Annotated in this window: 13 protein-coding genes; 4 read left to right on the forward strand and 9 right to left on the reverse strand. The window is 53.3% G+C overall.

Translation table 11 applies throughout. From position 1 onward, the window contains the following. Nucleotides 1-238 precede the first annotated feature (238 nt). On the forward strand, nucleotides 239-913 hold the full coding sequence (gene rpiA / locus ACFFLD_RS14710; RefSeq protein ID WP_386041613.1) for a ribose-5-phosphate isomerase RpiA: 675 nt from the start codon (nucleotides 239-241) through the stop codon (nucleotides 911-913). On the opposite strand, the gene waaA is transcribed toward rpiA, so the two are convergent. The 3 genes from waaA to ACFFLD_RS14725 are packed head-to-tail and all read right to left on the reverse strand — an operon-like array spanning nucleotide 900 to nucleotide 4730. Beyond that, nucleotides 900-2213, reverse strand: a complete 1314-nt coding sequence (gene waaA / locus ACFFLD_RS14715) for a lipid IV(A) 3-deoxy-D-manno-octulosonic acid transferase (RefSeq protein ID WP_386041616.1) — start codon at nucleotides 2211-2213, stop codon at nucleotides 900-902. The genes rpiA and waaA overlap by 14 nt on opposite strands. Beyond that, nucleotides 2213-3643, reverse strand: a complete 1431-nt coding sequence (gene hldE / locus ACFFLD_RS14720) for a bifunctional D-glycero-beta-D-manno-heptose-7-phosphate kinase/D-glycero-beta-D-manno-heptose 1-phosphate adenylyltransferase HldE (protein WP_386041618.1) — start codon at nucleotides 3641-3643, stop codon at nucleotides 2213-2215. Before hldE ends, waaA begins: the two co-directional genes overlap by 1 nt. Beyond that, nucleotides 3633-4730: a glycosyltransferase family 9 protein gene (locus ACFFLD_RS14725; RefSeq protein ID WP_386041620.1), complete on the reverse strand. Its 1098-nt coding sequence runs from the start codon at nucleotides 4728-4730 to the stop codon at nucleotides 3633-3635. The genes hldE and ACFFLD_RS14725 overlap by 11 nt, the downstream gene beginning before the upstream one ends. On the opposite strand from ACFFLD_RS14725, the gene ACFFLD_RS14730 reads away from it, so the two are divergent. Further along, nucleotides 4729-5490, forward strand: coding sequence for a 3-deoxy-D-manno-octulosonic acid kinase (locus ACFFLD_RS14730; protein WP_386041622.1), 762 nt, complete (start codon nucleotides 4729-4731; stop codon nucleotides 5488-5490). The two genes, ACFFLD_RS14725 and ACFFLD_RS14730, sit on opposite strands and share 2 nt — an antisense overlap. On the opposite strand, the gene ACFFLD_RS14735 is transcribed toward ACFFLD_RS14730, so the two are convergent. Further along, complete coding sequence (locus ACFFLD_RS14735) at nucleotides 5475-6593, reverse strand: glycosyltransferase family 4 protein (protein WP_386041624.1); 1119 nt, start codon at nucleotides 6591-6593, stop codon at nucleotides 5475-5477. The genes ACFFLD_RS14730 and ACFFLD_RS14735 overlap by 16 nt on opposite strands. An 81-nt stretch (nucleotides 6594-6674) precedes the next feature. Between ACFFLD_RS14735 and ACFFLD_RS14740 the strand changes: the two genes are divergently transcribed. Next, nucleotides 6675-7712: a glycosyltransferase family 9 protein gene (locus ACFFLD_RS14740; RefSeq protein ID WP_386041626.1), complete on the forward strand. Its 1038-nt coding sequence runs from the start codon at nucleotides 6675-6677 to the stop codon at nucleotides 7710-7712. Here the strand turns inward: ACFFLD_RS14740 and ACFFLD_RS14745 are convergent. From ACFFLD_RS14745 to ACFFLD_RS14755, 3 genes are all read right to left on the reverse strand, one after another. Next, a complete protein-coding gene (locus ACFFLD_RS14745) occupies nucleotides 7692-8456 on the reverse strand; it encodes a glycosyltransferase family 2 protein (protein ID WP_386041628.1) in 765 nt (254 codons plus the stop codon). The two genes, ACFFLD_RS14740 and ACFFLD_RS14745, sit on opposite strands and share 21 nt — an antisense overlap. A 111-nt stretch (nucleotides 8457-8567) precedes the next feature. Then, nucleotides 8568-9494, reverse strand: coding sequence for a glycosyltransferase family 2 protein (locus ACFFLD_RS14750; protein WP_386041630.1), 927 nt, complete (start codon nucleotides 9492-9494; stop codon nucleotides 8568-8570). Nucleotides 9495-9598: 104 nt separating this feature from the next. Further along, the gene (locus ACFFLD_RS14755) at nucleotides 9599-10375 is read right to left on the reverse strand and encodes a glycosyltransferase family 32 protein (protein ID WP_386041632.1); all 777 of its coding nucleotides are present in this window, start codon (nucleotides 10373-10375) and stop codon (nucleotides 9599-9601) included. Nucleotides 10376-10879: 504 nt separating this feature from the next. Between ACFFLD_RS14755 and ACFFLD_RS14760 the strand changes: the two genes are divergently transcribed. After that, entirely contained in the window at nucleotides 10880-12523 is a 1644-nt protein-coding gene (locus ACFFLD_RS14760; protein WP_386041634.1) for a sulfatase-like hydrolase/transferase, read from the forward strand. On the opposite strand, the gene waaF is transcribed toward ACFFLD_RS14760, so the two are convergent. After that, the gene (gene waaF / locus ACFFLD_RS14765; protein ID WP_386041636.1) at nucleotides 12513-13556 is read right to left on the reverse strand and encodes a lipopolysaccharide heptosyltransferase II; all 1044 of its coding nucleotides are present in this window, start codon (nucleotides 13554-13556) and stop codon (nucleotides 12513-12515) included. The two genes, ACFFLD_RS14760 and waaF, sit on opposite strands and share 11 nt — an antisense overlap. Then, nucleotides 13549-14505, reverse strand: a complete 957-nt coding sequence (rfaD, locus tag ACFFLD_RS14770) for an ADP-glyceromanno-heptose 6-epimerase (RefSeq protein WP_386041638.1) — start codon at nucleotides 14503-14505, stop codon at nucleotides 13549-13551. Before rfaD ends, waaF begins: the two co-directional genes overlap by 8 nt. Between the last annotated feature and the right edge of the window lie 65 nt (nucleotides 14506-14570).

The following is a 14570-nucleotide window of genomic DNA, read 5'->3' on the forward strand; positions in this document are numbered from 1 at the left end:
GAAGGACTTAACCCCGATCCAGCATGAATCTCAACCTTTCAGATAGCGTTAGTGAAGTGGGTTTGTTAAATCATACGCTATTCACTAGCAGCGTTAGATCACATTGAGACAAAATGTGCAGCTGCCCACCATGATTGAACAAACCCACGGCCTGCTACGTTTCAGCGAGCGTTTAGAACGCTATACTGGCGCCACTCGTACTTTACTGTTCACTCATTACTGACTCATTAGGCTTACCATGAACCAGGACGAACTGAAGGCCGCAGTGGCGGATGCCGCTATTGATGAAATCAAGCCTCATCTAGAAAAAGATACCGTGTTAGGGATTGGAACCGGCTCGACAGCCAATCTTTTTATTGATCGTCTAGGCCCTCTCAGCCATCTTTTTAAAGGCGCAGTGGCCAGTTCCAACGCCAGCGCAGAGCGTCTTGAAAAATTGGGAATCGAGGTATTCGAACTCAATAGTGTTGGCACCGTTCCCTTCTATATCGATGGTGCTGACGAAGTGAATACTGACTTACATATGATCAAGGGCGGCGGTGCGGCGCTTACCCGTGAAAAGATCGTCGCCGCCTGTGCCGAGCGTTTCATCTGTATTGCCGATGGCTCAAAACGGGTGGACACGCTGGGTGAATTCCCTCTCCCGGTCGAAGTCATTCCCATGGCACGCTCTTACGTCGCCCGGGAATTGGTCGCCCTGGGCGCCGACCCGGTCTATCGCCAGGGAGTGATCACCGATAACGGTAACCAGATCATCGACTGCTACGACTTCAAGATTGCCGACCCGGTGGCCATGGAAGCCAAGATCAATGCGATTGTGGGCGTGGTCACCAACGGTCTGTTTGCCGCGCGCGGGGCTGACGTGCTGTTGCTGGGCAAGGCGGATGGTGTCGAGCGAATCACACTGCGCTAGGGTCAAGCAGCGCCGCCAGGCCATCAAGGGTACGCGCTAACGCTCCCTGGTGTGCCTTGATCACGTTGATGCCAGCCTGCCCCTCTTCAGCACAGCGAGTGGGGTCATCAAGGCGAGCTTCAAGGGCGCAGGCAAGCGCCGCGACGTCCTCGACTATCGCCAGCGCCCCTGCCACCTGCAGTGGTTCGACCACATCGGCAAAGTTTTCCGTGAACGGGCCACTCAGCACTGGCTTGCCGAGGGCGGCGGGTTCAAGCACATTGTGCCCGCCAAGCGGCACCAGGCTCCCGCCCACAAACGCCACTTGGCATACGCCATACAACAGGCCAAGCTCGCCCAGCGTATCGCCCAGATAAACCTGAGTGGCTGGAGTGACGAGCTGGCCCTGACTGCGCCGACGGACCTCCCAGCCCTGGGCTTGGCAAAGGGCGGCAACGTCGTCAAAGCGCTGCGGATGACGCGGTGCCATCACCAGCAGCGCGTCCGGAAACCGTTTAAGCAACTGTCGATGGGCATCAAGCAGCAGGGCTTCTTCGCCATCACGGGTCGATCCTGCCACCCACACCGGTCGATTGCCCCAGCTTTCAAGTAAGCGCTTACTCTCTTCAAGCGCCGTCTCCGAGCTTACCAGCTCAAACTTTAGCGAGCCCACCACAGCGGTTTTCTCAGACGCACAGCCCAAGGCTTCAAACCGTTCGGCATCCGCCGGGGACTTGGCCGCCAGCCAACTGACATTGGCCAGCGCGCTGGCCATCAGCGGGGCAATTTTCTGGTAACGGCTGAACGCTCTAGGCGATAGCCGACCGTTGACGACCGCAACAGGAATATCGCCGCGCCGGCAGGCGTGAAGCAGATTGGGCCACAGCTCGGTTTCAAACATGATCGCAAGCGAAGGTTTCACGCGGCGAATAAAGCGTCGCGCGGCGCCAGGAAAATCCAGCGGTAGAAAGCAGTGAGCAAGCCGCGCCTGATCAAAGCGCTGTTCATCGATAATGGACTGGGCCTGCTGGGCGCCGGTGGCGGTCATGGTGGTCAGCAACAGGCTGTGGTGAGGGTAGCGCGCCAGCAGCGCGTCAATCAGAGGGCGCGCGGCACGCACCTCGCCTACCGACGCACAATGCAGCCACAGGCGCGGCTTGTCGGGAAGTGCCCCCAGTCGCATGCCCAGCCGCTGCCAGCGTGAGTAAGTGAGCACTTGCTCGCGCCAGATACGCCAGCCAAGCAAAGGCGACAGTGCGTAAAGTGCTGCCGAATAGGCTAGGCGCGGCCAGACGCGACCTTGTAATGCATGGGTCGCCACTACCCCTCGCGATCCAGAATGGAGCTGATCATAGCGGTCGTGGAGACGCCATCTTCAAACCCCAGCACCTTCACTTCACCGCCGTGGGCACGTACTGCTTCGCCGCCAGCAATATCCTCGGGTTGGTAGTCGCCGCCCTTCACCAGAATATCCGGCAGCACGTCCTCAATGAGGGCTTGAGGCGTGTCATTGCTAAACGGCACCACCCAGTCCACCGCGCCCAGGCCAGCCAACACCTGCATGCGCCGGTTAAGCGGGTTGATCGGCCGTTTAGGACCTTTCAGGCGGCCAATCGAGGCATCATCGTTAACCGCCACGATCAACCTATCGCCCAGGCGCCGAGCCTGCTCCAAATAAGCGACATGCCCGGCATGCAGAATATCGAAGCAGCCGTTGGTCATAACCACCCGCTCGCCACGCAGTTGAGCTGCGCGTACCGCCTCGATCAGCGGCGCCTGATCGATGACGCCAAACTCGGCAAGCTTGTCGCCGTGTAGCGCGGTATACAGTTCGGCCACTGAAAGCGTGGCGGTGCCGGGCTTGGCAACCACCAAGCCGGCGCCCAGATTGGCCAGCATCATGGCTTCCGGCAGCGCGTGGCCAGCGGCCAGCGCCAACCCCATCAGACCGATGACCGTGTCACCGGCGCCGGTGACGTCAAACACTTCCTGGGCACGCGTAGGCAGATGGATAGGCGGTTGCCCGGCGCAGATCAGGGTCATGCCCTTTTCGCTGCGGGTAATCAGCAGCGCTTCAAGCTCAAGCTCCGCGCGCAGCGCTTCTCCGCGTTGGGCAAGCTCGGCATCACTGTCACAGTGCCCCACCACGGCTTCAAACTCGGTGAGGTTAGGGGTAATCAGGCTTGCACCGCGGTACTTGGTGAAATCCTGTCCCTTGGGGTCAATCAGTACGCGCTTACCGTGAGCGCGAGCCTGAGCAATCAGCCGCTCGACCTGGTTGAGCGTGCCCTTACCGTAGTCGGAGAGGATCACCACATCGCAATCAGGCAGGGCTTTTTCTACCTGTGCCAGCAGGTCGGTGGTGTCGACGCTATCCAGGCGCTGTTCGAAATCCAGACGCAACAGTTGCTGGTTACGACTCATGACGCGCAGCTTAGTGATCGTGGGGACATCGCTGCTGCGCTGAAAGTAAGTGCTTACATTGGCCGTATGCAGCCGAGCTTCCAATAAGGCGGCATTGTCATCATCGCCGACCACCCCCGCCAGCGCCGCATGCCCACCTAACGAAGCCACATTGAGCGCCACGTTGGCCGCGCCACCGGGACGGTCATCCGCCTCTTCCACGCGCACCACCGGCACCGGCGCCTCCGGGGAAATACGCGAGGTACCGCCGTGCCAGTAACGGTCGAGCATGACGTCACCCACGACCAGTACGTGGGCATGTTCAAGAGCGGTTAAATCAACTTTCATGACGAGATCCTGGGGCAGTGTCGGTGGCTGTGTGCGCTAACAGCGCGTCGAGCTTGGCGATGACGTTGTCGGTTTTAATCAGCGCCATGGCATCCTGATGGCGCACCCGCTGCCCCCAGCTCACCTCACCTATGTCTTTATGCAGATAGGTGCGTACCGCTTCGGGGTAGGCGTTCACCGCAAAATCGCGCCAGCAGTAAGGCGCAGCGCGCTGCGGATTGGTGGTGGCGTAAAGACCAAGCGTCGGCGTTCCCATGGCGTTGGCCATATGCGACGGGCCGGTATCGGGGGCGATCACTGCTCGCGCTTGGCCAATCAGCGCCAGTATGCCCTTGAGCGACGTGCCGCCAATCGCATTGATAACGCTGCTGGGCTGACACAGCGCTTCGATCTGCTCACCAATGTCACGCTCAAGCGAGCTGCCTCCGCCCGTCAGGACACTTTTCAGGCCGTGATGCACCCAGGCGTGTTCAATCACACTTGCGTAACCCTCGACCGACCAATTGCGAAAATTACGCAGCCGCGCATTGCTGCATGGGTTGATGACCAGATAAGGTGCCTCGCCGCTAATCGCCCGCGCTTCGTCAATAGCCGTTGGCGGTACCGGCATGTGCCACTCCAGGCGTGTGTCGGCAACGCCCAGCAAACGGGCAAAATCCATGAAGGACTCCAGCACGTGGGCCTTGGCATGTGGGGCTAGCTGGTGTTGAGTAAACCAATGCTGGGCATCCTTGGCGCGGGCTTTATCATAGCCCACGCGCACGTTGGCCTTGAGGCCCAGAGAAAGCACGCTGGCGCGAATTGCCTGCTGCATATGCAGGAGCACGTCAAAACGCGTATCAGCAAGCTCACGCCACAAGGCACGCATACCGGCAAGGCCCGTTGACTTGTCATAGACAACAAACTCGACCCCGGATAGCCCCGCCAGTAAACTGTGCTCCCCCTTGCCGATAATCCAGGTGATGCGCGCTTGTGGCCACTGGCGCTGTAAAGCGCGTACCGTCGGTACAAGATTACACACATCTCCCAGGGCGGAGAGGCGCAAAATGGCAATGTGGTTGGGTTCAGCAGGCAACGAGGGCTTCATGCGCTTAACGGCACTCCAGCAAAAAAATAGTCTGATTCTACACGATGCGGACAGTTTAAGTGACGCGCCAGGATCACACCAACTATCACCACCCAAACTAGCGCACCCCGTGAGCCCGGCGTTGTTCAGTGCCGACTACTGGCGAGACCAGCACTTGATAGTAGGTGAAGCCCCCGGACGCGGCAGCGCGCTTTTCCTTCAGGCAACACCTGACCAGCAGTGGGTGCTGCGGCCCTATCGCCGCGGCGGCCTGGCCGCCAAATTGAGCGAACAGCGCTATCTATGGCTGGGTGCCGAGCGCACCAGGGCGTTTCAAGAGCTGCGACTGACCGCGGCGCTTTACGAGCAAGGCCTGCCGGTTCCCACGCCGGTTGCCTGCTGTGTGACCCGCCATGGCATGACTTACGAGGCGGCACTGCTAACCGTGCGTATTCCTGGCGCCAGGGCGTTGGCAAGCCTGCTTGAAGTCGGCGAAGCGGACGCCGCCCTGCTGCGCCGTGTGGGCGCCATGATCCGGCGCTTTCATCAGCAGGGGCTTGATCATATAGATCTCAACGCCCGTAATATTTTGATTGCCCCCGATGCAACGCCTTGGCTGATTGATCTTGATCGCTGTCGACTGCGCGAATCTGGCAAGTGGCAGACGGCTAATTTGGCGCGCCTTGGCCGTTCGGTGGCAAAGTTCAGCCCACCTGAACGGGTCGAAGCCATCATGGCTACCGTTCATGAAGGCTACCGTGAGGGTTACTCCGCGCCGTAATAAAGCTCAATCAACCGTTTGACGTGCTGCTTGTTGCTGAAGTGCTGCTCAACGCGTGCCCTGGCGGCCCGACCCATCTCTTCACGCCCGGCATCATCGCGCACCATGGCGCCCATTGCGGTGGCCCAGGCGCTGACATCATGCGGCCCTACCAGCACGCCGGAAGCGCTATCGACCAGTTCCGGTAGCGACCCTGTATTGGAGCCAATGATTGGCATGCCGCAGGCCATGGATTCAATGATCGTCAGCCCAAAGGCCTCGTTTTCTGAGGGAATACATACCATGTCGAGCACCGGCAGAATCTCAGTCAGGTCATCACGGTGGCCCAGAAAGGTGATTCTATCGGCAAGCGGCGTCCCGGTGATCAGCGCCTGTAACTCAGTGTAAAAACGTTCTGTACCACCGGAGGCGTAGTCCGTCCCACCGATAGAGAGCGCATAAAAATCGAGGTCAGGATCAAGCTCAAGCAGTGCCTTGACCCACACGTCCTGCCCCTTGCCCGGCGTGACGCGCCCGGGCAGGCCGATCGCTACCGCCCCTTCAGGAATACCCAGCTCAGAGCGTTTGGTGCGCACCGTCTCGTCGTCATAGCATGGGCGATAGATGTTGATATTCACCCCATGGGGCAGGCAAATAACGTGATCACGCGGCACGGGCAGATTGCTGACATTGCGCTGGTGGGTGGCCTTGCTGATCGACAGCACACGGTCCACCTTGCCATAGGCAAACCGGTGGTAGGGGCTTTTTTTCGCGCGTTGCCCGCCCATATGATCGGTGTAAAATACTCTAATGCTCGGCATAACCAGCTTTAGAAGTGAGGTTAAGCGCAGATCGCTCGATTTATGGCAGTGGACAACATGTACATTTTCTTCAATCAACCAACGGCGAATGCGCATTACATGCTTTAGTGCTTGAGTGATATCCTTAAATGCCAAGTACGGTACCTGATTACGCTGCATATAGGACTGAACCCGCGTACTTTCGAGGCAGATACCCATCACTTCAATTTGGGCCTCTTTTAAATCCTCGGTTATGCGATCCACATAAAACTCCATCCCGCCGTTACCATCCGATAGGCAAAGTTGCACCACCTTATTTACCATTCCTCCTCCTTCGCCACGCACTGTTAAACAAGCCAATCATTCTCTTGTAGTATACAGGCTGCAATTAACAGGGCTTTAACCATGGCGAAGAAATTGCTCGTTGTCCGCAACGACAAAATCGGCGACTTTATGCTGGCCTGGCCAGCGTTGGCGTGTCTGAAAAGTGCATCGCCCGCCCCACATGTAACGGTACTGGTGCCCGCTTACACCGCCCCTTTGGCCCACGCTTGTCCGTGGGTGGATGAGGTGATCATCGACCCGGGTCAGCAGGCCGATAAAGCGGCCCAGAAAACCCTGCTCGAGTGCGTCAAGGCCGCCAAGTTTGATGCTCTACTGACACTTTTTTCTACGCCACGGATCGGCTGGTTGGGCTTTCGGGCCGGCATTGCACTGCGCGTAGCCCCGGCGACCAAATGGGCGCAGCTGTTTTATAACGTGCGTATCCGACAGCGGCGTTCGCGCTCGGAAAAGCCAGAGTATCAGTACAACGTCGATCTTGCCTGTGCGCTACTCGCCCGTCTTTCGCTCACCCTGAACGCCCTGCCCGCCCCGCCTTTCTGGCCGGTGGAGGATGCCCGGAAAGTCGAGCAGCGAAAGCGACTGGAAGGTGCAACCGAAGCGCCGCCCTCAGCCAGGCTGATAGTGGTTCACCCCGGCAGCGGCGGCTCGGCGGTCAATCTCTCGATTGAGCAGTATGCGGCGTTGATTGGTGGTGTTGACCGGCGGTTGAGCGATTCAACCGCCTGCTGGCTGATCAGCGCAGGCCCTGGCGAGGAAGCGCCTGCTCAGACGCTGATTGATCAGCTGAAAAGTGATGGAATTGTCGCACACCGCCTGCCGGCAAGCGCCAGCGTAGCCGAATTTGCCCAGCAACTGGCCGGGGCGGATATGCTGATCGCAGGCTCGACCGGGCCGCTACATATTGCCGGGTGTTTGAACATTGCCACCGCCGGATTTTACCCGGCCAAGCGCTCGGCAACGCCGCTGCGTTGGCAAACCTGTAATAGCGCTGAAAAGCGTCTGGCATTCAGCCCACCGGCATCCGCCGACCAACAAGATATGACAGCGATCGATATTGAGACAGCGGCCAAACAGGTGTCAGCGCTTCTCAATGGGTGATGTGCGGGTACGTATCCACAGATCGGCATACTTGTTGAACGTGGAGTGCGCCGAGAGCAGCGCCAACAGAAACCCCTGCTTGCCGTCTTTAAAGCCCGCTTTAAGCACATACATTTTGAGAAAGCAGGCAATTCCATGCGTAAAGCCGCTGCCTAACGTGGCGGTCTTGCCTTGGGCGTCGCGCTGCTCCGCCCAGGCTTGGGCGTAGTGGGCGGACTTTTCCAGGTAGTGGCGCAAATCACGATAGGTATAGTGCAGCAGGTCGCCGGATAGGCGTTTGACGCTCAACCCCTTCGGTACCACCAGCTTTTCATGCACCAGCGCAGCGTTATAGCCGGCCTGTGAGCATGGGTAGAGGCGCAGTACTCGGTCAGGGTACCAGCCTGAGTGGCGGATAAAGCGCCCAAAACACCAGGAAAGGCGGCTAGCACTGTAAACAGCAGGCGGCTGCTGTATGGCTTTCAAGATGCTGTCGCGCAGTTCAGGTGTTACCCGCTCATCGGCATCCACCATTAGTATCCACTCATGGCTGGCCCGCGCTTGCGCCCGCTGGCGCTGAACACCAAAGCCCTGCCAATCTGTCTCCACACTGACGTTATCGGTGTACTCGCTTGCAATGGCGCAGGTGTCATCCTGGCTGCCCGCATCGAGCACGACTATTTCATCTGCCCAGGCAAGCGTCTCCAGGCACTCACGCAAGTGATGCGCTTCGTTTTTTACGATTAACACAGCTGAAATCGACACGGAAGCTTCTCAACTTAATAAGTATTTTACTGTAAAACAGTATAATTTTTACCAGTCATACACATACAAAATTCAGTATGTATTTAACTAGGATCTATTTACCTCTAAAATTTATTCATTATTTTTCTTGACCTTTTGGTAATATCTAAGACTATTTTTTTCAGAAAAGCCACCCAACATAGATAAAAACACTTTCATCCCCATTTTTTTCTTAAACATTCTAAAAAATAGTTTAGAAAACAGCGCTGACTTTAATAATAAACGACTAGCACGATTGTAATGTTTATTAAGCAAATGGTAGTAGGAAATATAAAATTCTCGTTGCATTACAAACCCCTGCTCTGTGCTACCTCCTGCTTCGTGATATATTTGAGCTTCTGGTACAAAGAAAACCTTTCTATTCGTATCCCAAACCCTTTTTGCTATATCTTCCTCTTCACAATAAAGGAAAAAAACGGTATCAAACCCACCAATATCACAAAAAACATCTGATCTAAAGAACATGCAAGAACCACTAACGACTTCTACCTGTGTAGGTTCCACTACTCTAATTTTATTACTAGGAAATTTGTTTTTTGAAAATTTTCTTTGTGCGCTGTTACCGAAAAGCTGCTTCAAAAGGTGGGGAAATTGCTTGTAAGAAGATGAGTAGTTGTTATTAGCATCCAAAATTTGTGCAGTCGCAAGCGCCACTTCCTTATTCAACTCCAAAAACTTTTTCAATATTCCTGCCGTATTATTAAGCAACTTACAGTCATTATTAATGAAAAAATAATATTGCCCACCAGCATAGTTTACGCCCAACATATTACCGGCGGAAAACCCGGCATTAATAGAATTTCTCACCAGCTTTACTTTTTCTATATCTTTCAAAAACTCTCTTAAAATTAAAAAATCCTTTAACTCGGAAGCGTTGTCAATAACAATTATTTCATAAGAAACATCAATCGTTTTTAACAAAATACTATTTACTAACTCAATAGTATGTTGCGATGAATTATAGTTTATTGTAATAAATGATATCTCTACATGCTTCATGAAACTGGTCCAATTTTTTTAATTAAAAGAAAACTTCACATATCGACAAATATTGCTATTAACAATCCAGATACCCTTCATAACACCGCCATGATTTCAGGTATTTATTTACTGATAATATCAGTTTTTATTTGTTGTCTATTCCATTTCCCTTCAGGCTTATCTATGTACTGAAAATATTCATTAGTAAAGCTACCCTGGTTAACTGCATAGCGATATGAAACAGTAGGAACCGTGCCTTGCTCTAGACACTCATGAAATACGCCGGGGCCCGTAAGATAAAAAACATTATCTGAGCTTCCTGAACGAATATTGTCTATTACTTTGCTGATCATTTTTTCCAAGTTATTATTATCAGAACGACTAGCAATAAAGTAGTTACTAAGTTCTTTTCTTCTCGTTGTGATATACAATTCTTCATTTTTGCTACCGATGATATCTCTAAGCGGCCACACTAAATGCGCATCAATATCAAGATAAACACCACCAAACTTATTCAATATCATCAGCCGCCATAAATCAGCTTGTGCCGCCCCTATTTGCAAGCGATTGTAATACGGTAGCTCTTCAGGATAGTACTTCGCCACAAATTCGGCGCGGGATTTAGTAATCATAAAACGGTATTCATAGCTAGGCGCCATGATTCGGTTAAATAAATAATTAACGTAAACTGGCAGCGTAACTTTGTCAGTAAAATTGGTTTGCCATATTATTTTAGGAATAAGACTTTCACTTGTCTTAGGCAGGATTGGCTTAGCATGCGCAGGAATGTTAAAGCGCTTTTTAGGAAACAACCAATGAAAGAGATAGCTTAGTATTTTAACGATATTAGCTAACAGCTTGACAGCCCTGCTAAACGTTAAAATCAACACTTTCTTCATGAAAAATCCTTTAACCCGGCCAAGCACCTTAATTAATCGTTAGGCAATAGCTATCCATCGCCCATCAACATTACTAAAATTCTTGTTAAATGATAAACTCTTAGGCACATCAAAGATAGCGCGCAAAGGTTACAATACTCATATTTGCGCAGTGGCTATGCATTCTGGAAAGAAGGAGCCATCGCCCCGCCAGCGACGCAATTAGCGTTTGGTACAGGGATTTTCTACAGTGATACTGATGGCGATGTATCGCTGCGGACACTGCCCATCATAGAGATCTTTCTGGAACTGTCGAGCTACGCTTGATGAATGACCGTTTTTTCGCACGAATCCCTATGTAACAATAAACTTCTTGTCTGTCTTTTTTGCCAGCATCTCTGTCACTCAAGCCGTTGACGGAAGAGATTCTTACGTCAAGGGGAGGGCTGGTGGCTAGCGAGTAGCAGTACAGAAATCGAAGATCCCTTTAGTTAATTAAATTTACATTCAATGGTTAGGTTGCCTATGGACACACGTGCTATTTCCAAAATAGCGATTATCACTATCGGCCTGTGCCTGGGCTATACCGTCACGGTGCTTACTCGCCTACCGTGGTGGACGCTATTTTTTGTCGCAGCGATATGGGTAGGGTTAGGGCTTAAATTACGCTGGGGAGGTCCTAACAATGCCCGCTACCGTAAAGTATGGCCTTGGTCGCTAGTGCCATTAAGCCTTTGGGGCGTTTATGTTTACTTGGCGGATAGCTTTGGCATCGTCGATCTAGGGGCCGTATTTTTCCACCTCCAGGCCGGCATTTCCAAGCATGGCGGGGCTGGTAAAATGTTAACGGCGGTGCTGTATACGTTGATCATGATCGGTGTATTGACATCGGTAACATGGCTTTCACGTCATGACCAACGTTGGCGTTTAGCAGAACGCTTTTTCGCTATTGTGCTACTCGCTAGTAATCCACTGCTATTTGGCCTTGGTCAACGCAGCGCGGCCATAGTCACCGATGATGGTGCCTGGTTAGATCGCCGCTATCAGTTACCTCCTACTCAGGAGCTAAAGAATCCCCCCAATTTACTTCTTATGTACCTTGAAAGTATTGAACGTACTTACGCCAACGAGCTATTTGGCGATGCCTACGCCAACCTCAATGCGCTGGGTGAACGAGGGGCGGTCTTTGAGGGGGTCCGTCAGATGAATAACACTGGCTGGACCATGGCGGGTATGATCGCCAGCCAATGTGGCGTACCGTTGATGCCTGCAGGCTTGCTCCATGACAGCCAGTTTGAACCGCTTTCAAAAGTGGTCCCGGGGGTCGATTGTCTTGGGGATATTCTCGCCAAACAGGGCTACCAACTGAGCTACTTAGGCGGTGCCAGTTCTCAGTTCGCTGGAAAGGGGCTGTTTTATCGCGGCCATCATTTTTCTACCGTCAAAGGCCGTGAAGAGTTAGAGCCGCTGCTTGAGGATCCTGAGTACGTCAATAGTTGGGGGCTTTTTGATGACACGCTATACGACATCACCGCCGATGAAATACGCCGTTTGAACAGTGAGCATAACGGCCCCTGGGGCGTAGTGAGCCTTAATCTCGCTGGTCATGCTCCTCATGGTTATCCTTCACAATCGTGTGTGCCGCAACAGGGCGAGTTTGACGGTCAGGATATCCTTTACTCGGTCGAGTGCTCGACCTGGCTAGCGCGTCAGTTGGTTGAACGTTTGGAGTCAGAGGGACTTCTCGATAACACCGTGGTGGTCATACTCAGCGATCATCTGACAATGCGGGTACCGGTTTGGGATCAGTTAACGGCACTAGATCGCGACAACACCCTGATTATGCTGGGTGATGCCATACCACCCCAACGTATCCGCCGTGATGCGACCATGCTGGATGTTTTCCCTACTCTGTTGGATGCGCTTGGCTTCCGTTTAAAAGAGCAGCGTGCCGGGCTGGGCACTTCACTGTTTAGCGACAAACAAACGCTGGTGGAGTCACACGGCATCGAAGTCGTCAATGAGCGCTTGCAAGAAGAAACGGCGCTTCAACATCGCCTGTGGGAAGGTATTTCTCCTCAACGTCGCGAGTCCCAAGCGTCGTCCCCTCAAGAGCAAATTGTTGAAACACCCGACGACGTCGCCGATGAGGTTAAGTTCATTCACTAGCAATCATGCTCTCCCTTTGATGATCGCCATGTATTTGTTGATAGACTTGATCAACACTTAACTGGTTAAGGCAGTTGGTATGCCCCAATGGGCACGACCGCTGAAAACAGGGAGAGCAGGATAACCCCAGGTAATGAATAACCGCGTTATCGGTGAGCGGTGGAGTGTAGGCAGGTGATGAAGAGCCGTAAAGCGCATGGATACGAACGCCTACCGCCGCGGCCACATGCATTAAGCCTGAGTCGTTGGTTACCACCTGACAACAATCTGCCAGCAGATCAACCGCATCAGCCAACTGTGTTTTGCCGCACAGGTTATGGGCATGTGGGAGGTCTTGTACAATCTCGTCTCCTGCCGACCGATCTTTTGCGCCGCCTAATACTCTAACTTCAAAACCATCCTCCACCAGCCGTTTCGCTAAACGGTGAAAGTAATTAATGGGCCACTGCTTGGCAGGGCCATACTCAGCCCCAGGCATCATACCAATTGCTACACGCGATGAGAGCGAATGCGTGATTCGCAAATTGGCCAGATTATCGTGGTCAATCTGCAGACGCGGCTTAGGAAGTGGAAACTTGCCGTTTGCGGCCTCTTCTAGTGGTAATCCCAGCGAGACAAAACGCTTTACCGTTTGATCAAGCACCTGCTTGTCGAGCTTACGGCGCTCCTTGAGAAGGCCATAACGGTGTTCACCTAAAAAACCGACCCTTTCCGGTATACGGGCCATAAAAGGTACCAGCGCCGCTTTCCAGGAACGCGGTAGCACAATCGCGCGATCAAAACGGCCTCGCAGGCGGCCAGCCAACTCGCGTCGGCTGGCCAAACCAAATTGACCGTGCCCGACCGCCAGCGGCAGCACTTCATCCACTTCTGGCATGCGCTCTAAAATCGGCTGCGACCACGTTGGAGCCACCACCCCTATCGTGGCATTTGGCTGGCGGGCTTTTAAGGTCATGAACAGGCTCTGTGCCATGACCATATCGCCGACCCACGAAGGACCCACCACCAGCAAGCGTGGGCCTGAGTTACCCATTTAGCCACCCCAAGTAGGCCTTGACCCCTTGAGCAACGGTTTTAAACTCGACGTCACAACCACTTTCACGTAAACGATCGATGTTTGCGCGGGTATAGCTTTGATAGCGCCCTTTTAACTCATCCGGAAAGGCAATGTAATCAATCTCGCCTTTACCGTAGTAGTCGATAACGGCCTCGCCAATTGCCTTGAAGGGTTCTGCCCGCCCGGTGCCCAGGTTGAAAATGCCAGACTTGTCGGGATGGTCCAAAAACCATAGATTTACATCCACCACATCTCCGACATACACGAAATCACGACTCTGCATGCCAGCTTCGTATCCCCCGTAAGCGCCGAATAGCTTTAAGGTTTCGCCATTACGAATCTGGAGATGGTTGTGATACGCCACACTGGCCATTTTGCCTTTGTGCTGCTCCCGGGGCCCATAGACGTTGAAGTAGCGAAACCCTACCACTTGGGTAGTTAACTCGTTCCAGCGCGAGCGCACGTGCTGGTCAAACAGCAGCTTTGAATAGCCATAAACGTTGAGCGGTTTCTCGTGCTCGGGGGCTTCCTCGAACACCTCACTGCCGCCATAAGTCGCTGCAGAAGAAGCGTACAGAAAAGGTATGCCAAATTTCTCACAATAGTTGAGCAGCACCTTGGAGTACTCAAAGTTGTTTTCCATCATGTAGTGACCATCCCACTCCGTAGTATCGGAGCAGGCGCCCTCATGGAAAATCGCCTCAATCCTGGGCAGGTCAACGGTCTCACCGCGCAGGGCGGATTTTACCCGGCCAAGAAAATCATCCTTATCAAGGTAATCTGCCAGCGTACAGTCAGCTATATTGACAAATTTGGTACCGTCACGAAGATCGTCGACGACCATTACATCGTTTCGACCACGAGTGTTTAACGCTTTAACTATATTGGCTCCGATAAAACCGGCACCGCCTGTTACGACAATCATGCTGTTCTCCTTACTAAAAGCGGCTTGTTGGCATACGTGCCTATAACCCATGTGCCTAGGATTGT

This window comes from Vreelandella sulfidaeris, assembly GCF_042429665.1.
Classification (GTDB): Bacteria; Pseudomonadota; Gammaproteobacteria; order Pseudomonadales; family Halomonadaceae; genus Vreelandella.